Source organism: Novosphingobium soli, from assembly GCF_042432915.1.
Lineage (GTDB): Bacteria > Pseudomonadota > Alphaproteobacteria > Sphingomonadales > Sphingomonadaceae > Novosphingobium > Novosphingobium soli.
The window spans coordinates 67,336-87,537 of sequence record NZ_JBHLWK010000008.1 but is presented as its reverse complement, the minus strand read 5'-3'; the positions used below and the strand labels follow the sequence as shown (position 1 = coordinate 87,537).

Genomic DNA, 20,202 nt, shown 5'->3' with positions numbered 1-20,202 from the left:
TTTCAGGCGGAGGCGCCGGGCACGGCCTCGTCCATGACGTAGTGGCTCATGGCCCCGCCTACGGTGAGGTCGCCGAAGCACGCGCGGAACTTGCCGAAGGCCTCCAGCCCGCGCGCCTCCTGGTGCGCCTCCATCGAGGTCCACACGACGTTGAAGGTGAACTTGGAGGGGTTCTCCACCCCGCGGCCGAAGCGAACCGAGACGACGCCGTCGCAGGCGGCCAGGTGGGCGATGCCGGCCTCGCGCATGGCGCTGGCGAACTGGTCCTCGGCGCCGGGGCGCACTTCGATTTCGGCGACTTCGAGCAACATCGGCGGTCTCCCTCTTTGGCTGCGAGAGAGCCGGCGCGCGACCGGCGGTCAAGGGTGCGACGGAAGTGATCGCGTCGGCGCGTGCGCGTGACAGGGCTTCGACAGGCTCAGCGCGAGCGGATCAGAGCGGCGTGGGCAGATTGAGCCTGGGGGGGCTTCGACAGGCTCAGCCTGAGCGGGATGAGAGCGGCGGGGGCAGGCTCATCTTGAGCGGTCCACTTTGGCTTCCAAGGGCATGCGCAAGCGAGGCGTGAAAGGCCCCCAAAATCCCGCTCAGGCTGAGCTTGTCGAAGCCCCGGCCGCCACACCCGCAACGAAAAAGGGGCGCACCTTGCGGCACGCCCCTCGTTCGAGAAGGTCGGGGACGCTCAGCGCGGCAGCAGGCTTGCGCCCATCAGCGCCTCGTCCACCGCGCGGGCGCACTGGCGGCCTTCGCGGATCGCCCAGACCACCAGCGACTGGCCCCGGCGCATGTCGCCGCAGGACCAGATCTTCTCGTCGCTGGTGCGGTACTCGAAGACGTTCGCCTTGACGTTGCCGCGCGCGTCGAGCTCGACGCCCGACTGGTCGATCATGCCGGCCTTGCGCGGACCCACGAAGCCCATGGCCAGCAGGATGAGATCGGCCTGCAGCGTGAACTCGCTGCCGGGGACCTCCTCCATCCTGCCGTCCTTCCACTCGACGCGGACGCATTCCAGTCCCTTGACGTCGTTGTCGCCGACTACGCGCTTGGTCAGCACGGCCCAGTCGCGGGTGGCGCCTTCCTCGTGGCTGGAGGAGGTCCGCAGCTTGAGCGGCCAGAACGGCCACGACAGCGCCTTGTTCTCCTTCTCGGGCGGGCGCGGCATGATCTCGAGCTGGGTCACCGAGGCGGCGCCCTGGCGGTTCGAGGTGCCCACGCAGTCCGAGCCGGTGTCGCCGCCGCCGATGACGATCACGTGCTTGCCGGTCGCGGTCAGCGAGCCGCGCGGCGCGGCGCGCAGCTCGTCGTCGCCGGCGTTGCGCTTGTTCTGCTGGGTCAGGAACTCCATCGCGAAGCGCACCCCGGGCAGCTCGAAGCCGGGGATGTTGAGCGGGCGGGGATCCTCGGCGCCGCCGGCGAAGACGACCGCGTCGAAGTTCTCCTTGAGCGAGGCCACCGAGACGGTGACGCCCACTTCGGTGGAGGTCTTGAACTCCACGCCCTCGGCCATCATCTGCACCAGCCGGCGGTTGATGAGGTGCTTCTCCATCTTGAAGTCGGGGATGCCGTAGCGCATCAGCCCGCCCACGCGGTCGTTCTTCTCGAACACCGTGACCGAGTGGCCGGCCCGCGCCAGCTGCTGTGCGCAGGCCATGCCGGCCGGGCCCGAGCCCACCACCGCGACCGACTTGCCGGTCCGCGTCTTGGCCGGGGCCGGTACGATCCAGCCTTCCTGCCAGCCCTTGTCGACGATCGCGCATTCCACCGACTTGATGGTCACCGGCTCGTCGATGATGTTCAGCGTGCAGGCCGCCTCGCACGGGGCGGGGCAGATGCGGCCGGTGAACTCGGGGAAGTTGTTGGTCGAGTGCAGGACGTCGAGCGCGTTGCGGAAGTCGTCCTCGTAGACGAGGTGGTTCCAGTCCGGGATCATGTTGTTGACCGGACAGCCGGTGTGGCAGTGCGGCACGCCGCAGTTCATGCAGCGCGACGCCTGGTCGCGGAGCGCGTCCTGCGAGAGCGGGACGACGAACTCGTTGTAGTTCTTCAGGCGATCCTCGACCGGACCGTACGTACGGTCCTGGCGGTCGAGTTCGAGGAAGCCGGTTTCCTTGCCCATTTCGATGCGATCCTAAATCTTATTCTGCTGCGACCGAGGCGGCCTGGAGGCGCTCGGCCTCCTGCTGGCGCAGGGCCCTGGCGTAGTCGCGCGGCATCACCTTGACGAACTTGCCCAGCGTGTTCGACCAGTCGTCGAGCAGCGCCCGGGCGCGCTTCGAGCCGGTGTGCAGGTGGTGGCGTTCGAGCAGGATGCGCAGCCGCTCCGCGTCGTGGCGCAGCGGATCGCCCATGCCGAGGTCGGTGACCGAGACGGTGCGCTGCTGCGGGCGGCCCCAGGAATCGTCCGTGCCTTCTTCCTCGTCGGCTTCGGCCGCAATCGGCAGCAGGTCGACCATCGCGCCGTTGACCAGCTTGGCGAACTCGCCGTCCTCGTCGTAGACGTAGGCGACGCCGCCCGACATGCCTGCCGCGAAGTTGCGGCCGGTCTTGCCCAGCACCGCCACGACGCCGCCGGTCATGTACTCGCAGCCATGGTCGCCGCAGCCCTCGACCACCGCGATGGCGCCCGAGTTGCGGACCGCGAAGCGCTCGCCGCCCACGCCGTTGAAGAACGCCTCGCCCGAGATCGCGCCGTAGAGCACGGTGTTGCCGACGATGATGTTCTTGGTGGGGTCGCGGTCGACGTGGCTCGGCTGGCGCACGATCACGCGGCCGCCCGAGAGGCCCTTGCCGACGTAGTCGTTGGCATCGCCGGTGAGGTCGAGCGTGACGCCGTGGGCGAGCCAGGCGGCGAAGCTCTGGCCGGCGACGCCGGTGAGCTTCACGTTGATCGTGTTGTCCGGCAGGCCCGCGTGCCCGTAGCGCTTGGCCACTTCGCCCGAGAGCATCGCGCCGACCGTGCGGTTGACGTTGATGATCGACTTCTCGATGCGCACCGGCTGGCGGCTTTCCAGGGCCTCGGCCGCGGCTTCGATCAGCGCGTTGTCGAGCGCGTTCTCGAGGCCGTGGTCCTGCGTCTGGCTCCAGTTGAGCGAGGGGCTGTCGCCCTGCGGCGCCTGGTAGAGGACCTTGGAGAGGTCCACGCCCTTGGCCTTCCAGTGGCCGATCGCCTTCTTCATGTTCAGCCGGTCGACCCGGCCGACCATCTCCGCCAGCGTGCGGAAGCCGAGCTCGGCCATGATCGCGCGCAGTTCCTCGGCGACGAAGAAGAAGTAGTTGATGACGTGCTCGGGCTGGCCGGTGAAGCGCGCGCGCAGCACCGGGTCCTGCGTGGCGACGCCGACCGGGCAGGTGTTGAGGTGGCACTTGCGCATCATGATGCAGCCGGCCGCGATCAGCGGGGCGGTGGCGAAGCCGAACTCGTCGGCGCCGAGCAGCGCCGCGATGGCGACGTCGCGCCCGGTGCGCAGGCCGCCGTCGGCCTGCACCACCACGCGGCTGCGCAGGTTGTTGAGCAGCAGCGTCTGCTGCGTCTCGGCAAGGCCGATCTCCCACGGCGAACCGGCGTGGGTCAGCGAGGTCAGCGGCGAAGCGCCGGTGCCCCCTTCGTAGCCGGCGATGGTGATGTGGTCCGCCCGCGCCTTGGAGACGCCGGCCGCGACCGTGCCGACGCCCACTTCGGACACCAGCTTGACCGAGACGCGCGCCCTGGGGTTCACGTTCTTGAGGTCGTGGATGAGCTGGGCGATGTCCTCGATCGAGTAGATGTCGTGGTGCGGCGGCGGGCTGATGAGGCCCACGCCCGGGGTCGAGTGGCGGGTGGCGCCGATGGTGCGGTCCACCTTGTCACCGGGAAGCTGCCCGCCCTCCCCAGGCTTCGCGCCCTGCGCCATCTTGATCTGGATGTCATCGGCGTTGACGAGGTACTCGGTGGTGACGCCGAAGCGCCCCGAGGCCACCTGCTTGATCGACGAGCGCATCGAATCGCCGTTTTCCAGCGGCTTGAAGCGCCGCGGATCCTCGCCGCCCTCGCCGGTGTTGGACTTGCCGCCGATGCGGTTCATCGCCAGCGCCAGCGTGGTATGCGCCTCCCACGAGATCGAGCCGTAGCTCATCGCGCCGGTGGCGAAGCGCTTGACGATCGCGCTGGCGGGCTCGACCTCCTCGAGCGGGATCGACGAGCCCGGCACGAAGTCCATCAGCCCGCGGATCGTGAGCATGCGCTCCGACTGGTCGTTGATGGTCTGCGCGAACTCCCTATACTTCTCCGGCAGGTTGCCGCGCACGGCGTGCTGGAGCAGGCCGATGTTGGTGCTGGTCCAGGCGTGCTCCTCGCCGCGGATGCGCTGGCCGTACATGCCGCCCACGTCGAGCATCGACTTGTAGATCGGGTTGTCGCCGTAGGCGTCCGCGTGGCGGCGCACGGTCTCCTCCGCGATCTCCATCAGGCCGGCGCCCTCGATCGTGGTCGCGGTCCCGGTGAAGTACTTGTCGACGAAGGCGCTGGACAGGCCGACCGCGTCGAAGATCTGCGCGCCGCAGTAGGACTGGTAGGTCGAGATGCCCATCTTGGACATGACCTTCCGGATGCCCTTGCCGATGGCGTAGACGTAGTTCTTCGCCGCCTGCTCGGCCGACACCGGCAGGTTCTTGCGCACGCGGATCGCCTCGATCGTCTCGAGCGCGAGGTAGGGGTTGATCGCCTCGGCGCCGTAGCCCGCCAGCGCGCAGAAGTGGTGGACTTCGCGCGCTTCGCCGGTTTCCACCACGAGGCCGGTCTGCATGCGCAGGCCCTGGCGGACGAGGTGGTGGTGGACGGCCGCCGTCGCCAGCAGCGCCGGCATCGGGATGCGGTCGGGCCCCTGGGCGCGGTCGGACAGGACCAGGATGTTCTTGTCCGCCAGCACCGCCTCGGTCGCGGCCCAGCACATCTCCTTGATCGCCATCTCCAGCCCGGCGGCGCCGGTCGCGGCGTCCCAGGTCATGTCGATGGTGGCGGTGCGGAACGCGCCATCGAGCGCGGCCTCCACCGAGCGGATCTTGGCAAGGCCGAGGTCGGTCAGGATCGGCTGGCTCACTTCCAGGCGCTTGTGCGTGCCCGCATCATGGCCCAGCAGGTTCGGCCGCGGCCCGATCATGGTGACCAGGCTCATCACCAGTTCCTCGCGGATCGGGTCGATCGGCGGGTTGGTGACCTGCGCGAAGTTCTGCTTGAAGTAGTCGTAGAGCAGGCGCGACTTGTTCGACAGCACCGGGATCGGCGTGTCGGTGCCCATCGAGCCGAGCGGATCGTCGGCCATGACGGCCATCGGCTCGAGGAAGCGGCTGACGTCCTCCTGCGTGTAGCCGAAGGCCTGCTGGCGATCGAGCAGGGTGCCGGTGGGCTTGGGCAGCTCGGCCAGCTCGGGTTCGATCACGTCGAGATCGACCAGCTTGTACTGCGCCTGGTCGAGCCACTTCTCGTAGGGCTCGGCCTCGGCCAGCTTGGTCTTGATCTCCTCGTCCTCGATGATGCGGCCTTCCTCGAAGTCGATCAGCAGCATGCGGCCGGGCTGGAGGCGCCACTTGCGCACGATGTTGTCTTCCTTGATCGGAAGCACGCCGCTTTCCGAGGCCATCACGCACAGGTCGTCGTCGGTGACGAGGAAGCGCGCGGGGCGCAGGCCGTTGCGGTCGAGCGTGGCGCCGATCTGGCGACCGTCGGTGAAGGCGACGGCGGCAGGGCCGTCCCACGGCTCCATCAGGGCGGCGTGATACTCGTAGAACGCGCGGCGTTCCGGGGTCATCAGCGGGTTGCCCGCCCAGGCCTCGGGGATGAGGATCATCATCGCGTGGACCAGGCTGTAGCCGCCCGCGATCAGCAGCTCGAGCGCGTTGTCGAGGCAGGCGGTGTCCGACTGGCCGTGCGGGATCAGCGGCCACATCTTGTCGAGGTCGGCGCCGAGCAGCTCGGATTCCATGGTGCGGCGGCGCGCGTTCATCCAGTTCACGTTGCCGCGAACCGTGTTGATCTCGCCGTTGTGCGCCATGAAGCGGAACGGGTGCGCCAGCTTCCAGCTCGGGAAGGTGTTGGTGCTGAAGCGCTGGTGGACGAGGCCGAGCGCCGAGACGAACTCGGGATCGCGCAGGTCGTCGTAGAACGAGCCGACCTGGGTCGCCAGCAGCAGGCCCTTGTAGACGATCGTGCGGCTGGAGAAGCTGGGCATGTAGAGCTCGGTGAGCCCGGGCATGCCGTGCTTTTCCGCCAGCGCCGCCAGCGGGTTCTGGGTCTGCTTGCGGATCGCCAGGATCTTGCGCTCGAACGCGTCCTGGTCGGTGCAGTTCTCGCCGCGGCCCACGAAGCACTGGCGGATCACCGGCATCGATTCGAGCACGGTCTTGCCCAGGCCGTCGGTGGTGACGGGGACGTCGCGCCAGCCGAGGAGCGTCTGGCCTTCCTTCTTGATGAACTTCTCGAAGGTGGCGACGATGAAGTCGTGCGCGGCCTGGTCCTGCGGCAGGAAGCACATCGCGACGGCATAGTCGCCGGGCTGCGGCAGAGTGACGCCTGCGCCCGCGGCCCAGGTACGGAACAGCTGGTCGGGAATCTGCGTCAGGATGCCCGCGCCGTCGCCCAGCAGCGGGTCGGCGCCCACCGCACCGCGGTGGTCGAGGTTTTTCAGAATCTCCAGGGCCTGGATAATGATCGCATGGTTTTTCTGGCCCTTGATATGGGCGACGAAGCCCACACCGCAGGCGTCGTGTTCATTGCGCGCATCATAAAGGCCTTGGGGCTTAGGAAATCCCATCGATAGAACCCATCCTGTCATTTTTTTGCCGGGGCCCACCGGGCGCGCCTGCGGAGTGCGCGCGAATCGTGCACACAGCCCCACGCGGCATAGTGACCCCAAGGTCCCCATGACGATTGCAGGACGGTTTTGCAATGGCGAACCGGCCCCGGCGCGCAGGATGGTGGCGTCCAGGCCGGGAATCCCGGCATTTTATTATCCGGGACAGTGCCGGAGCGATCCTGCGCAAGCGCAGGTCGACCTGCGGAGTGCCACAGGTCAGGCGGCGCCGCTCACCCGCTGGAGCGTGGCAAGCGCTTCGCGCAAGGCGCGCTCGGTCTCGCTCGCCACCGGCAGCGGCGGCGCGTCGAACGGGCGGGGACCCTCCGCAGCCGTCGCGGGCACGCTGACGGTGCCCGCCGGCGGGTCGAACGGCGCCGCATCGGGCGCGGCGGCCAGCACCGGGCGGGCGAAAGGCGCGGCGTCCAAGGGCGGCCCCTGCAGCGCCGGGTCTTCGCCCCCGTCCTCGCCCCCGTCCTCGTGATCGAACGTCAGGAAGGCGCGCCGTGCGCCCGCCTGCCGCGACAGGTCGAGCAGCGAGGAATAGCCCCGTTCGAGCACCGCGGCCTCGTCGTCCTGCCCGGCGCCGGCCTCGGCGGTGAACGGGCTGGTCGGGAAGGGAATGGCGTCGAGCGCCGCACGTGGGGGGGTGGCGGCCGCCAGGCCGATCGAGCGGGGCGGCTGGTAGCCGGGGAGCGGCTCGACCTCGGCCCCGGACAGGCCGGTCGTGACGGGGCGCAGCGCGGCCGGGACCGGCCTTGCCGCCGCGACGGTGTCGCCGGGGCTCGCGTCCGGGGCCACGGGCGCCACTACCGGCGCCGTGAACGGGGCCGGGGCGAGCGCCGGGGGCGGGGTGAATTCCAGAGGTGAGATTGGGCCTGGCCGCAGGTCCGGCGCCGCCTCGGCGGCGCGGCGGGCCTCCTCGCGGCGACGCGCCAGGGCGAGCGCGAGGCGCTCGACCAGCTCGACCGGCGAAAGGTCGTCGAGGCGGGCTTCGGCGATGCGCTGCGCGGCGCTGCGGCCCTCATCGCGAAGCCGCGCCGCGTCCTGGGCCGCGGCCTCCAGCGCCGCGAACGGCGCCGGTGCGTCGAACGTGGCGGCGGTGCCGGGCGCGGCGCCGTAGCGCGCGTCGGACGCGGGTGGCGCATCGAAGGGGCGCGGGGCAGGGGCCTCGTCCGGCATGTCCGCGCTCCAGTCGCCCTGCGGCAGGCGCGGCAGCAGCTTGAACCCGGGGCCGGATTTCTCGACGCTGGTGGGCGCGGGCGTGCTCGCCGGCGCTGCCCCGGTCGCCTCCCGCTCCGACGGGAACACTGGCCCGCCGACAGGCGCGGAGCCGTTCGCGTCGTCCGGCGTGCGCCATGCGGCGTCGGTGTCGAGCCAGGGCGGCAGCGGCTGGTCGTCCGCACCGGTCTCGCTCGCTTTGCCCAGCGCGCGGCGGAACGCGGCGTCGTCGACGGCGTTGCCGTCCAAGTCCTCGATGTCGAAGTCGGCCACGTTGAGGATCCGCGGCTCGCCATCCGCCGTCGGCGCCTCGGCGCTCCAGTCCTGCGCGGCGGTGGGGTCCATCGCCAGCGCGCGGCGGCGGCGGGGAAGCGAGGCTTGCGCCTCATCCTCTTGCGCCGTGCCGGCGTCGACCGCGAGGGCGGCGGAGCGAAGGCGCTTCGGGGCGGTGCCGGCAGCGATGCGGCGGGCGACGAGCGCGCCTGCCAGGGCGCCCAGCGCCGCCATGGCCAGCGCGAGCAGCACGCGAGTCGTGGTCCCCAGGGGGGGCGCTGCCATCGGCAAGACCCTCTCGACCCCCGTCGCCGCCACCAAGTTCTCCAGCAGGGCCGGGCTGACGGCGATGCTGGCCAGCGCGAACACCGCAGCGCTCCAGAGCGCGACAATGGCCGGAAACAGCGGGTGTCGCGTGATCGGCTGGTCCGCTCCGGTGGTGCTGCGCCTGGTCTGAGCCACGTGAACCTTACCCCGTACTGCTTCGTTAAGTGGCCCTTACGGCACCCTTAGGCGGCTGCGACAAGCCGTCCGTCCGGGTCCGGTGGTGCCAGCATCTGGTAAACGAGACCATAACGACGGGCATTGTAGGCCCAGTCGTGCCGCGTTTCCACATGCTCGCGGCCGGCCCGGCGATAGGCCTCCCACTCCCCGCGGGACTCCAGGAGCCGGGCCAGCGCAGCGGCGCAGGCCGCCGCATCGTCGGGTGCGAAAAGCACGCCGGTCCGCCCGTCCTCCACCAGTTCGCGGTGGCCGCCGACGTCGCTCGCCGCCACCAGCTTGCCCTGCGCCATCGCCTCCAGCGGCTTGAGCGGCGTGACCAGGTCGGTGAGGCGGCTGCGCTTGCGGGGATAGGCCATGACGTCGCACAGCGCGTAGTAGCGGTCCACCTCCTTATGCGGAACGCGGCCCACGAAGCGGATCGCGGCCGCCGCGGGAGAGGCCGCCGCCTGCGCGCGCAGCGCCTCCTCGCGCGGTCCGCCGCCCACGAGGAGCAGCTTGGCCTCCGGCTGGCGGGCGACGAGCGCCGGCATCGCGGCGATCAGAAGGTCGAGGCCCTCGTAGTCGTAGAAGCTGCCGATGAAGCCCACGACGGGGCTGGGGCCTGCCGGGCCGTCGAAGCCCAGGGCTTCGGCCAGCGCGGCATCGCGGGGCAGGGGCTCCCCGAAGAGCGAGAGGTCCACGCCGTTGGGCACGACGGTGATCTTGTCCTCCGGAATGCCGCGCCGGACGAGATCGGCGCGCAGCCCCTGGCAGATCGTCACCACCGCGTCGGCCTGGCGCGCCAGGCGGGTCTCGAGCGCGCGCGTCAGCCGATACTTGAGCGAGCCTTCACGCCCCGTGCCGTTGCCTACCGCTGCATCTTCCCAGAAGGCGCGGATCTCGTAGACCAGCGGGATGCCGAGCCGGCGTGCCACGCGCAGCGCCGCCTGGCCGCAGAGCAGCGGCGAATGGGCGTGGAGCACATCGGGCCGCCATGCGGCCACGGCGCGCTCGATCCCGTCGGCGAAGAGCCCCACCTCGCGCCACTCGCGCAGGCCGGGCGGGCCCTTGGGCTCGCCGGGGGTGCGGTGGAACAGCAGCCCGTCGTGAAGCTCGGGACCGCCTTCGCCGGCGTTGTAGCGCGGCCCGGTGACCCCGCGCACGTCGATGCCGAGCCCTTCCTGCGCCTTGAGGATCGCGCGCGTGCGGAAGGTGTAGCCGCTGTGGACCGGCAGCGAATGGTCGAGCACGTGGAGGACGCGGGTCATGGCGGCCAGCCTAGCACGCAACGCTTAACGCGCCGTCAACCCGTTGCTGCTACGGCCATGGCGATGGTCGACATCCTCGCCCTTTCGCTCTCGCACGGCCTGCTGCTGCTGGCGGCCTGGCGACTGCTCGGACGCGCCGATCTCGACGACGAAGGCCGGGAGGCCGGCACGCCGCCGCGTCCGCGCACGCTGGGCGCGCCGATGCGCGTGGTCCGCTCGTCCGATGCGGCGGACAAGGACGAGTCCGCAGGCTGACGGCGTAGCCAGGCTCTGCAGGCGTCGCCGAGTCGGCATCGCTCCCTCGCTCGCGACGGGCGCAGCCATTAACCGGAAGCGGACGCGCTCCCATCGGTCCCGCGGCCGCATGCTGCCTTCGGGGCCCCGGATTACAATCTGTTAAGGGCATTCACGGAGTTTACCCCAAATTAACCTTTAACCCTCATCGCTCATATGGTTAATAAAGAGCCAGTTCGTCAAACGTCCACAGGCGTGGCGGATAGCGGGGCAAGAAGGGACGCAACCCATGCGAGTGCTGCTGATCGAGGATGAACCGACCACCGCCCGGGCCATTGAGCTCATGCTGACCGCGGAGGGATTCAACGTCTACTCCACCGACTTGGGCGAGGAAGGCCTCGATCTCGGGAAGCTCTACGACTACGACATCATCCTGCTGGACCTCAACCTGCCGGACATGCACGGCTACGACGTGCTCAAGAAGCTGCGCGTCGCCAAGGTGCAGACGCCGGTCCTGATCCTCTCGGGCATCTCGGAGATGGACAGCAAGGTCCGCTCGTTCGGATTCGGCGCGGACGACTACGTGACCAAGCCCTTCCACCGGGAGGAGCTGATCGCCCGCATCCACGCTGTCGTGCGCCGTTCCAAGGGACACTCGCAGTCGGTCATCCGGACCGGCAAGCTGGTGGTCAACCTCGACGCCAAGACGGTGGAGGTCGATGGCGCCCGCGTGCACCTGACGGGCAAGGAATACGCGATGCTCGAGCTGCTCAGCTTGCGCAAGGGCACCACGCTGACCAAGGAGATGTTCCTCAACCATCTCTACGGCGGCATGGACGAGCCCGAGCTGAAGATCATCGATGTCTTCATCTGCAAGCTGCGCAAGAAGCTCGCCCATGCCTGCGGCGGTGCCAACTACATCGAGACGGTGTGGGGCCGCGGCTACGTGCTGCGCGACCCGGACGAGGCGGCCGAGGCGGCCTGACCGTCCGGAGCCCGCGCCCTTGCAGGGCCGTGGGCTGTGGCCATTCAGATCGCCAGGGCGACAAGCGAGAGCAGCGCGGCGGTGAGCACCGCATTGAGCGCCATGGCCAGGCTGGCGAGCGCGCCGGCGGTGGCATCCACCTGGAAGGCACGGGCAGCGCCGATCCCGTGCGCTGCCAGTCCGACCGCGAAGCCGCGCACCCGGTAGTCGCGCAAGCCCAGCGCATCGAGCAGCGGCGTCGCTATCATGGCGCCGAGCACGCCGGCGAAGAGCACGATGACGGCTGCCAGAGCCGGGATGCCGCCCAGCTGCCCCGCCACCGCCATCGCGACCGGGGTGGTCGTGGCGCGGGGCGCGATCGAGGCGAGGATCTCGCGCGGGGCTCCGAGCAGCGCGAGGACACCCACGGCGCTGGCGATCGACGTCACTGCGCCGGCCAGGAGCGCCAGGGTGACCGGCACCGCCAGCTTGCGGATGCGGCGGCGCTCTCGCCAGACGGGCACCGCCAGCCCGACGACCGCCGGGCCGAGCAGGAAGCTGAGCGGCGCGGTGGCGGCCTTGTAGGTCGTATAGGAGGTCCCGGTCGCCAGCAGCGCCCCGATCAGCACCGGCGTGGACCAGAGCACCGGGTGGCAGAGCGGATGGCGCCCGCACCGGCGCGACAGCGCGTCGAACAGCACGAAGACCCCCAGCGTCGCCGTGAGCCAGACGAGCGGGAGGGCCAGGAACACCGGCTCCATCACGAGTCGCCCTCCGCAGCGAACCGGCGCAGCGCCCAGCGGAACACCAGCGCGGTGACCACCAGGGTGAGGGCGGTCGACACCGCGGTGGCGACCGCCAGCCCCAGGCCGTAGCGCGACAGCACGGCGCCCTCGTCCACCAGGCCTACCGCGGCCGGCACGAACATCACCGCCAGGTGCGCGGTGAGCCAGCCGGTCACGGTGCCGAGCACCGGCCGCTCGCGCGGGACCAGCGCCAGCCAGGACAGCAGCAGGAGCATGCCGGTGACCGCGCCCGGCAGCGGTAGTCCCGTCAGGCGGTGGATCGCCTCTCCGGCGAGCTGGCAGGCGAGCAGCAGGAAGATGGCGGGCAGCATGGGCGGATAAAGCAGGCCGGAGCGGCCGGTGGCAATGCGCAATCCGCGCCAGGGGCCCCCGGCATCACCACTCCATTGACCCGGACCGGCGAGGGTGTCAGTGGCGCGCGCCATGACGGCATACAAATCCGGCGATCCGACCACGCTCAACCGCCTCTACGGCCGGGCCAAGGGCAAGCCCTTGCGCGCCGGGCAGCAGGGACTCGTCGACGACCTGCTGCCGCGCATCGCAGTGCCGCGCGAAGGCCCCGTCACCGCTGAGCGGCTGTTCGGCCACGACTGCCCCCTCCACTTCGAGATCGGCTTCGGCGGCGGCGAGCACATGGCGGCGCGCGCGGACATGCTGCCCGACCACGGCTTCATCGGCGCCGAGCCGTTCCTCAACGGCGTCGCGCAGGCGCTGCTCCACGTCAGCGGCGACAACGGCGCACACCCGCCCATCGGCAACGTGCGGATCCATCACGGCGACGCGCTGGAGGTGCTCTCCCGCGTCCCTGACGGGGCGCTATCGTTCCTCTATCTGCTCCATCCCGATCCCTGGCCCAAGGCACGCCACGCCAAGCGGCGCATGATGAACGACGGCCCGGTGGATATGTTCGCGGCCAAGCTCAAGCCCGGCGGCGAGTTCCGCTTCGGCACCGATCATGCCGTCTACCTGCGCCATGCGCTGATGGTGATGCAGCGCCATACCGACCAGTTCGCATGGCAGTGCGAGCGCCCGCGCGACTTCCAGGTCCGCCCCGGCGGCTGGCCCGAGACGCGCTACGAGAACAAGGCGCGCACCGTCTACGGCCACGAGGTTTGGTACTTCCGCTACCGGCGCACGTGACGCCGCGGCCCGCGCGCTGCCCGGCCCCCCGCGGTCAGGCAGCGTGCGGGCGCGGGTTCAGCCGGCGATGCCCGCGGCGGCCAGCACCGCGAGCGTCAGCACATCGGGTGCCAGCGCCGTCATCGGCACGATCTGCACCGGCTTCTCGGCGCCCAGCAGCATCGGGCCGATCGAGGTGGTGCCGCCGATCTCCTTGAGCAGCTTGGCCGAGATGTTGGCTGACTGCAGCCCCGGCATGATCAGCACGTTGGCCGGCGCCGACAGGCGGCTGAACGGATAGAGCGCCATGATCTTCGGGTTGAGCGCGGCGTCGGGCGCCATCTCGCCCTCGTACTCGAAGTCCACCTGCTCCTCGTCCAGGATGCGGATCGCCTCGCGCGTGGTCTCCAGCCACTTGCCCGAGGGGTTGCCGAAGGTCGAGTAGCTGAGGAAGGCGACGCGGGGCTCGTGGCCGAGGCGCCGGGCGACCGCGGCGGTCTCCTGGGCGATCACCGCGAGCTGCGCTGCATCCGGGCGTTCGTTGATGGTGGTATCGGCCATGAACACCGTGTGGTTCTTGCCCACCAGCATGTGGATCCCGAAGGCGAGCTTGCCTTCGGCGGGGTCGAGTACCCGCCGCACTTCCTTGATCGTCTGCGCGAAGGGGCGCGTCATGCCGGTGATCAGGGCATCGCCGACGCCCAGCTTGAGCAGCCCCGCGGCGAAGATGTTGCGGTCGGTGTTGACCATGCGCTGGACGTCGCGCTGCAGGAAGCCGCGGCGCTTGAGGCGCTCGTAAACCATCTCCACCATCGGCGCGACGTGGTCGGAGACCATCGAGTTCTCGATCTGGTAGCTCTCCGGATTGGGAACCCCGAGCTCCGCCATCCTGTCGAGGATGACCTGCGTGCGGCCCACCAGCACCGGCTCACCGTAGCCGAAGTCGCGGTACTGGATCGCGGCGCGCAGGACGACCTCGTTGTCGGCCTCCGCAAAGATCACCCGCTTGGGGTTGGCGCGGACCTGCTCGTAGACGCGGGTGAGAATCGAGGTGGTGGGGTTGAGGCGGGCCTTCAGCTGGTCGCGGTAGGCCTCGAAGTCCTCGATCGGCTTCTGCGCCACGCCCGAGTCCATGGCCGCCTTGGCGACCGCCATCGGCACGACTTCCATCAGGCGCGGGTCGAAGGGCGCGGGGATGATGTAGTCGCGGCCGAACTGCTGCGCTTCGCCATAGGCCGCGGCGACATCCTCGTGGACCTGTTCGCGCGCCAGCTCGGCGATGGCGGTGGCGGCGGCGATCTTCATCTCCTCGTTGATCGCGGTCGCCCGCACGTCGAGCGCGCCGCGGAAGATGAAGGGGAAGCCGAGCACGTTGTTGACCTGGTTCGGATAGTCCGAACGGCCGGTGGCGACGATCGCGTCGGGACGGACGGCCTTGGCCTCGGGCGGGGTGATCTCCGGGTCCGGGTTGGCCATCGCGAAGATGATCGGCTCGGGAGCCATCCGCTTGACCATGTCCTGCGTCACCGCGCCCTTGGCCGAGAGGCCGAGGAACACGTCCGCGCCCTCGATCGCTTCGAGCAGCGTGCGCTTGTCGGTTGCGACCGCGTGGGTAGACTTGAACTGATCCACCCGCTCGCGGCCGGGATAGATCACGCCGCGCGTGTCGCAGACCAGCACGTTGTCGTGCTTCACGCCCATCGACTTGATGAGCGAGGTGCAGGCGAGCGCCGAGGCGCCGGCGCCGTTCACCACCACCTTGATCTCGTCCAGCTTGCGACCGGTGATGAGGCAGGCGTTGATGAGGCCGGCCGCCGCGATGATCGCGGTGCCGTGCTGGTCGTCGTGCATGACCGGGATGTTCATCCGCTCGCGCAGGGCCTGCTCGATGATGAAGCACTCGGGCGCCTTGATGTCTTCCAGGTTGATGCCGCCGAAGCTCGGCTCCATCATCGCGATCGCCTCGATCAGCGCCTCGGTGTCCTCGCTGGCAAGCTCGATGTCGATCGAATCGACGTCGGCGAAGCGCTTGAACAGGACGGCCTTGCCTTCCATCACCGGCTTGGAGGCCAGCGCGCCGAGGTTGCCCATGCCCAGGATCGCCGTCCCGTTCGAGATGACCGCGACGAGGTTGCCCTTGGCGGTGTAGTCGTAGGCCGTCGCGGGATCGTCGGCGATGGCCTGCACCGGTACGGCCACGCCCGGCGAGTAGGCCAGGCTGAGGTCGCGCTGGGTGGCCATGGGCTTGCTGGCGATGATCTCGATCTTACCCGGACGGATCGTCTGGTGATAGAACAGCGCCTCGCGCTCGGTGAACTGGACCTTGGCTTTGTCGGACAAGCGTATTCTCCCGGTTTCGCCTGCGCCCTAACGAATGTCGCGCCGACGCGATAGGGGAAAGGCGCCGGACGCGCGCTTCACAAAGGCTGTGCGCCGGCGCTAACGCTGGCCGCCATGACTTCCGGCGCGACTCCGATGATGGCGCAATACCTGGCGCTGCGCGAGGAGGCGGGCGACTGCCTGCTGTTTTACCGCATGGGCGACTTCTTCGAGCTGTTCTTCGAGGATGCGCGGACCGCAAGCACGATCCTGGACATCGCGCTGACCACGCGCGGCGAGCACTTGGGCCAGCCCATTCCGATGTGCGGCGTGCCGGTCCATGCCGCCGAGAGCTACCTTGCGCGGCTGATCAAGGCGGGGTGCCGCGTCGCCATCGCGGAGCAGGTCGAAACCCCGGCGGAGGCGAAGAAGCGCGGCGGCTCGAAGGCGCTCGTCGCGCGCGACATCGTGCGCTTCGTGACCGCCGGCACCCTGACCGAGGAGGCGCTGCTCGAGCCGCGCCGCGCCAACGTGCTCGCCGCCGCCTGCGAGCTGCGGGGCAGCGTCGGCATCGCCGCCTGCGACATCTCGACCGGCCGCATGGCGCTGGAGGAATGCGCGCCCGAGCGGCTGGCGGCGGCGCTCGCGCGGCTGGGCGCCAGCGAGCTGGTGGTGCCCGAGGGCTGGGAGGCCGGCCCCGAGGGGGCGATCCGGCGCGGCGCGCACGAGTTCTCCGCCGACGGGGGCGAGGCGCGGCTCAAGGGTATCCACGGCGTCGCCACGCTCGACGGCTTCGGGGCCTTCACCCGGTCGATGCTGGCCGCGGCGGGCGGGCTCATCGCCTACCTCGACCATGTCGGCCGGGGTGCGCTGCCGCTGCTGCTGCCCCCCGAGGCCCGCGCCGGGGACGCGGTGCTGGCGATGGACGAGGCGACCCGCGCGAGCCTGGAGATCCTCGAGGCGGCGCAAGGCGGGCGCCGGGGCAGCCTGATCGACGCCATCGACCGCTGCGTCACCGGCGCGGGCGCGCGCCAGCTCGCGGAAGACCTCTCGGCGCCGCTGATGAGCCGGGCGGCCATCGCCGAGCGCCTGGAGCTGGTCGAGTGGCTGCACCGCCATGCGCTCCTGCGCGAGGACCTGCGTGCGGCGCTGCGGGCACTTCCCGACGTCGGTCGCGCGCTCGGCCGCGTGGTGGCCGGGCGCGGCTCGCCGCGTGATCTGGGCCAGCTGCGGGATGGCCTGGCAGGCGCGCGCCGGGTCGGCGACCGGCTGGCGGATTTGGAGGGCGTGCCGGTGCTGCTGGAGCGGCTGCTGCCCGATCTCGCCGGCCACGGTGCGCTCGTCGATCACTTCGAGCGGGCGCTGGTGCCGGCCCCACCCACCGAGCGCGGGCAGGGCGGGTACATCGCCTCCGGCTACGACGCCGCGCTGGACGAACTGCGGGTCATGTCCGGCAATGCCCGGCGCGCCATCGCCGCGCTGGAGGCGAAGTACCGCGACGAGACCGGCGTCGCGGCGCTCAAGATCAAGCACAACAACGTCCTCGGCTACTTCATCGAGGTGCCGCAGCGCCACGCCGACAGGCTGCTCGAGGCTGAGAGCGGGTTCTCGCACCGCCAGACGATGGCGGGCGCCATGCGGTTCAACGCGCTGGCGCTGCACGAGGAGGCGGCGCGCATCACCGAGGCGGGGGCGCACGCGCTCGCGGCCGAGGAGTCGCACTTCGAGGCGCTGGTCGCCGAGGCCGTCGCGTCGCGGCAGGCGATCGCGCTGACCGCGGCCGCGCTGGCGCGCATCGACGTCGCTGCCGGCCAGGCCGAGCGGGCGGCGGAAGGAAACTGGACGCGTCCGCAAGTGGTGGACGGGCTTTCGCTCGAGATCGAGGGCGGGCGCCATCCGGTGGTGGAGGCGGCGCTGAAGGCCCAGGGCGAGCGCTTCGTCGCCAACGATTGCCGCCTCGCCAGCCACGACCGGCTGTGGCTGATCGGCGGGCCCAACATGGGCGGCAAGTCCACCTTCCTGCGCCAGAACGCGCTGATCGTCCTGCTGGCGCAGGCGGGCGGGTTCGTGCCGGCCCGCTCCGCGCGGATCGGGCTGGTCGACCGCCTGTTCAGCCGCGTCGGCGCCTCGGACAACCTGGCGCGCGGGCGCTCGACCTTCATGGTGGAGATGGTGGAGACGGCCGCCATCCTCGCCCAAGCGACCGAGCGCAGCTTCGTGATCCTCGACGAGGTGGGCCGGGGGACATCCACGTACGACGGCCTCGCGCTGGCCTGGGCGGTGGCCGAGGCGGTCCACGAGACCAACCGCTGCCGCTGCCTGTTCGCCACGCACTACCACGAGCTCGCCCGGCTAGCGGAGACCTGCGAGGCGCTCTCGCTGCACCACGTGCGCGCGCGCGAATGGAAGGGGGATCTGGTCCTGCTGCACGAACTCGCCGACGGCCCGGCCGACCGCAGCTACGGACTGGCGGTGGCGCGCCTGGCGGGGGTGCCGCCCAAAGTCATCAGCCGCGCCAAGTCGGTGCTGGACAAGCTGGAAAAGGGCCGCGCGGAGACCGGCGGGCTGGCGGCCGGCCTAGGAGACCTGCCGCTTTTCGTCGCGGCGCAGGAAGCGCGCGAGGAGGCCTGCGACACGCTGCGCGACACCTTGCGCGCGCTGGACGTGGATGCCTTGTCGCCGCGCGACGCGCTGGAGATCCTCTACGATCTCAAGCGCGAGGCGGGCGCGTGAGCGATCAGGAATCGTCTTCGGAGAACTGCTCGTCGGCGGCGTGGCGGCTGCCGTAGCGGTTCTCGAGGTCGTCCATCGTCTCCTCGCCGTCGAATGCGGACATGTCGACCCGGCCGTCGCGTTCCATCTGGTTGATGTGATCGACGACGTCGGGCGTGTCGGCGGGGTCGAGCGGGTTGGAGGGCTTCTCGCTGTCGCTCAGGCCCTGTGCCGCGGTGTTGCGCAGCCGCGCCTCGTCGGTGACGGTCTGGGCCTGGCTTTCCTCTTCCTCCATGTCCTGGTCGGTTTCATGGGCGAGGTCGTCGGGGCGTTCGATCATCGGAAAAAATCTCCTTTGCCCCTGTAACGGAACGGCCGAGCAGGCGGTTCCGCCAGGGCACGGGAAATCCGGTGGAGCGGCCCGGCAGGCGGCCCGCTATCCCTTCGGAGGGCAGCGGGCCTCGCGCGTCAGCGGGTCGGGACCGGCGTCTCGCCCGAATAGTCGTAGAAGCCCTTGCCGGTCTTGCGGCCGTACCAGCCCGCCTCGACGTACTTCTGCAGCAGCGGCGCGGGGCGGTACTTGGGATCACCCGTGGTGGCGTGGAACACCTTCATGATCTCGTAGAGGGTGTCGAGCCCCACGAAGTCCGCCAGCGTCAGCGGGCCCATCGGATGGTTGAGGCCGATCCGGCAGCCCGCGTCGATGTCCTCGACCGAGCCGATGCCCGCCCCGAGCACGAAGATCGCCTCGTTCAGCATCGGGCACAGGATACGGTTGACGACGAAGCCGGGCTCGTCGCCGGCGAGGACCACGGTCTTGCCCAGCGTCTCGCCGAAGGCCTTCATCCTCGCGATGGTGTCCTGCGAGGTGGCGAGGCCGGGGATCACTTCGACCAGGCCCATGACCGGAACCGGGTTGAAGAAGTGCAGCCCGCAGAAGCGCGCCGGGTCGGGCGAGGAGGCCGCCATGCGGGTGATCGGGATCGAGCTGGTGTTCGAGGCCATGATCGCGTTGGCGCCCAGTACTTTTCCGGCCGCCTCGAAGATCGTGTGCTTGATGTCCTCGCGCTCCGTCGCCGCCTCGATGATGAGGTCGGCGCCCGACATCGCGGCGTAGTCGGCGGCGAGGGTGATGCGACCCAGCAGGGCGTCGGCATCGGCCTGGGTGAGCTTATCCTTCGCCACCAGCCGGGCCAGCCCCTTGGCGATGCCGGCCTTGCCCTTTTCGGCGTTCTCCAGGCTGACGTCGGTGAGGACCACGTCCATGCCCTTGCTCGCCACGGTCTGGGCGATGCCCGAGCCCATGATGCCTGCGCCGATGATGCCGACTGTCTGCACTGCCACACTCCCTCTCTCTACCTTGCCGCCGCGGGGTAGCGGCTGGCGCGCAGCGAGGGAACCTAGCGATTCTGTCCTGGCACCCAAAGCACGTCGTCGGCGCCGTCGCGATTGACCGCCCGGGCGAGGACGAAGAGATAGTCGCTCAGCCGGTTGAGGTAGGCGAGCGCGGCGGGATTCACCGGATCGGCGGCGGCCAGCGCCGTGGCGCGGCGCTCCGCCGCGCGTGCGGAGGCCCGGGCGACGTGGACGCGCGCGGCGGCTTCGCTCCCACCGGGCAAGATGAAGCTGCGCAGAGGGGCAAGCCGCGCGTTGACCGCGTCGATCGCACCCTCGAGCCAGTCGACCTGCGCCTGCACGACCCTGAGCGTCATCTCGCCCGGGGCGAAGTCCTCTCCCGGTGCAGCGGGCGTGGCCAGATCGGCGCCGAGGTCGAACAGGTCGTTCTGGATGCGCGTCAACGCGAGCGCATGCTCGCTGCCGGCGAGCGCGCAGACGGCGAGGCCGATGGCGCTGTTCGCCTCGTCCACCGCGCCGATCGCCTCCATCCGCGCCGCGTGCTTGGGCAGGCGGGAGCCGTCCACCAGGCCGGTGGTACCGTCGTCCCCGGTACGGGTGTAGATCTTGTTGAGCCGGACCAAGGC

15 protein-coding genes are annotated in these 20,202 nt (G+C 70.2%); 4 read left to right on the top strand and 11 right to left on the bottom strand.

The window, feature by feature from the left end:
* Positions 1 to 2: 2 nt before the first annotated feature.
* The 5 genes from ACFFJC_RS04985 to ACFFJC_RS04965 all read right to left on the bottom strand — a co-directional run bounded on the left by ACFFJC_RS04985 (position 3) and on the right by ACFFJC_RS04965 (position 10,066).
* Positions 3 to 311 carry a putative quinol monooxygenase gene (locus ACFFJC_RS04985; protein ID WP_379486389.1) on the bottom strand — a complete coding sequence of 103 codons (309 nt, stop codon included), beginning with the start codon at positions 309 to 311 and terminating at the stop codon, positions 3 to 5.
* A 368-nt stretch (positions 312 to 679) separates the two neighbouring features.
* Complete coding sequence (locus ACFFJC_RS04980) at positions 680 to 2,113, bottom strand: glutamate synthase subunit beta (RefSeq protein ID WP_379486388.1); 1,434 nt, start codon at positions 2,111 to 2,113, stop codon at positions 680 to 682.
* 19 nt (positions 2,114 to 2,132) lie between these two features.
* Positions 2,133 to 6,782 carry a glutamate synthase large subunit gene (gene gltB / locus ACFFJC_RS04975; RefSeq protein WP_379486387.1) on the bottom strand — a complete coding sequence of 1,550 codons (4,650 nt, stop codon included), beginning with the start codon at positions 6,780 to 6,782 and terminating at the stop codon, positions 2,133 to 2,135.
* Positions 6,783 to 7,040: 258 nt separating this feature from the next.
* A complete protein-coding gene (locus ACFFJC_RS04970; RefSeq protein ID WP_379486386.1) occupies positions 7,041 to 8,777 on the bottom strand; it encodes a hypothetical protein in 1,737 nt (578 codons plus the stop codon).
* A 47-nt stretch (positions 8,778 to 8,824) separates the two neighbouring features.
* The gene (locus ACFFJC_RS04965; RefSeq protein ID WP_379486385.1) at positions 8,825 to 10,066 is read right to left on the bottom strand and encodes a TIGR04063 family PEP-CTERM/XrtA system glycosyltransferase; all 1,242 of its coding nucleotides are present in this window, start codon (positions 10,064 to 10,066) and stop codon (positions 8,825 to 8,827) included.
* A 57-nt stretch (positions 10,067 to 10,123) separates the two neighbouring features.
* Between ACFFJC_RS04965 and ACFFJC_RS04960 the strand changes: the two genes are divergently transcribed.
* Positions 10,124 to 10,321, top strand: a complete 198-nt coding sequence (locus ACFFJC_RS04960; protein ID WP_379486384.1) for a hypothetical protein — start codon at positions 10,124 to 10,126, stop codon at positions 10,319 to 10,321.
* 268 nt (positions 10,322 to 10,589) lie between these two features.
* Complete coding sequence (ctrA, locus tag ACFFJC_RS04955) at positions 10,590 to 11,285, top strand: response regulator transcription factor CtrA (RefSeq protein ID WP_007688003.1); 696 nt, start codon at positions 10,590 to 10,592, stop codon at positions 11,283 to 11,285.
* Between the two features lie 44 nt (positions 11,286 to 11,329).
* Here ctrA and ACFFJC_RS04950 read toward each other — a convergent pair whose 3' ends face one another.
* On the bottom strand, positions 11,330 to 12,025 hold the full coding sequence (locus ACFFJC_RS04950; RefSeq protein WP_379486471.1) for an LrgB family protein: 696 nt from the start codon (positions 12,023 to 12,025) through the stop codon (positions 11,330 to 11,332).
* The gene (locus ACFFJC_RS04945; RefSeq protein WP_379486383.1) at positions 12,025 to 12,381 is read right to left on the bottom strand and encodes a CidA/LrgA family protein; all 357 of its coding nucleotides are present in this window, start codon (positions 12,379 to 12,381) and stop codon (positions 12,025 to 12,027) included. The genes ACFFJC_RS04950 and ACFFJC_RS04945 overlap by 1 nt, the downstream gene beginning before the upstream one ends.
* A gap of 112 nt (positions 12,382 to 12,493) precedes the next feature.
* On the opposite strand from ACFFJC_RS04945, the gene trmB reads away from it, so the two are divergent.
* Positions 12,494 to 13,210: a tRNA (guanine(46)-N(7))-methyltransferase TrmB gene (gene trmB, locus ACFFJC_RS04940; protein WP_379486382.1), complete on the top strand. Its 717-nt coding sequence runs from the start codon at positions 12,494 to 12,496 to the stop codon at positions 13,208 to 13,210.
* 57 nt (positions 13,211 to 13,267) lie between these two features.
* Here trmB and ACFFJC_RS04935 read toward each other — a convergent pair whose 3' ends face one another.
* Entirely contained in the window at positions 13,268 to 15,529 is a 2,262-nt protein-coding gene (locus ACFFJC_RS04935) for an NADP-dependent malic enzyme (protein WP_379486381.1), read from the bottom strand.
* Between the two features lie 114 nt (positions 15,530 to 15,643).
* Here ACFFJC_RS04935 and mutS point away from each other — a divergent pair, with 114 nt between their 5' ends.
* Positions 15,644 to 18,241, top strand: a complete 2,598-nt coding sequence (gene mutS / locus ACFFJC_RS04930) for a DNA mismatch repair protein MutS (RefSeq protein ID WP_379486380.1) — start codon at positions 15,644 to 15,646, stop codon at positions 18,239 to 18,241.
* A 4-nt stretch (positions 18,242 to 18,245) separates the two neighbouring features.
* Here mutS and ACFFJC_RS04925 read toward each other — a convergent pair whose 3' ends face one another.
* From ACFFJC_RS04925 to ACFFJC_RS04915, 3 genes are all read right to left on the bottom strand, one after another.
* The gene (locus tag ACFFJC_RS04925) at positions 18,246 to 18,560 is read right to left on the bottom strand and encodes a hypothetical protein (protein WP_379486379.1); all 315 of its coding nucleotides are present in this window, start codon (positions 18,558 to 18,560) and stop codon (positions 18,246 to 18,248) included.
* Between the two features lie 128 nt (positions 18,561 to 18,688).
* On the bottom strand, positions 18,689 to 19,558 hold the full coding sequence (locus ACFFJC_RS04920) for a 3-hydroxyacyl-CoA dehydrogenase family protein (protein ID WP_379486378.1): 870 nt from the start codon (positions 19,556 to 19,558) through the stop codon (positions 18,689 to 18,691).
* Between the two features lie 62 nt (positions 19,559 to 19,620).
* A complete protein-coding gene (locus tag ACFFJC_RS04915; protein WP_379486377.1) occupies positions 19,621 to 20,199 on the bottom strand; it encodes a cob(I)yrinic acid a,c-diamide adenosyltransferase in 579 nt (192 codons plus the stop codon).
* Positions 20,200 to 20,202 lie beyond the last annotated feature (3 nt).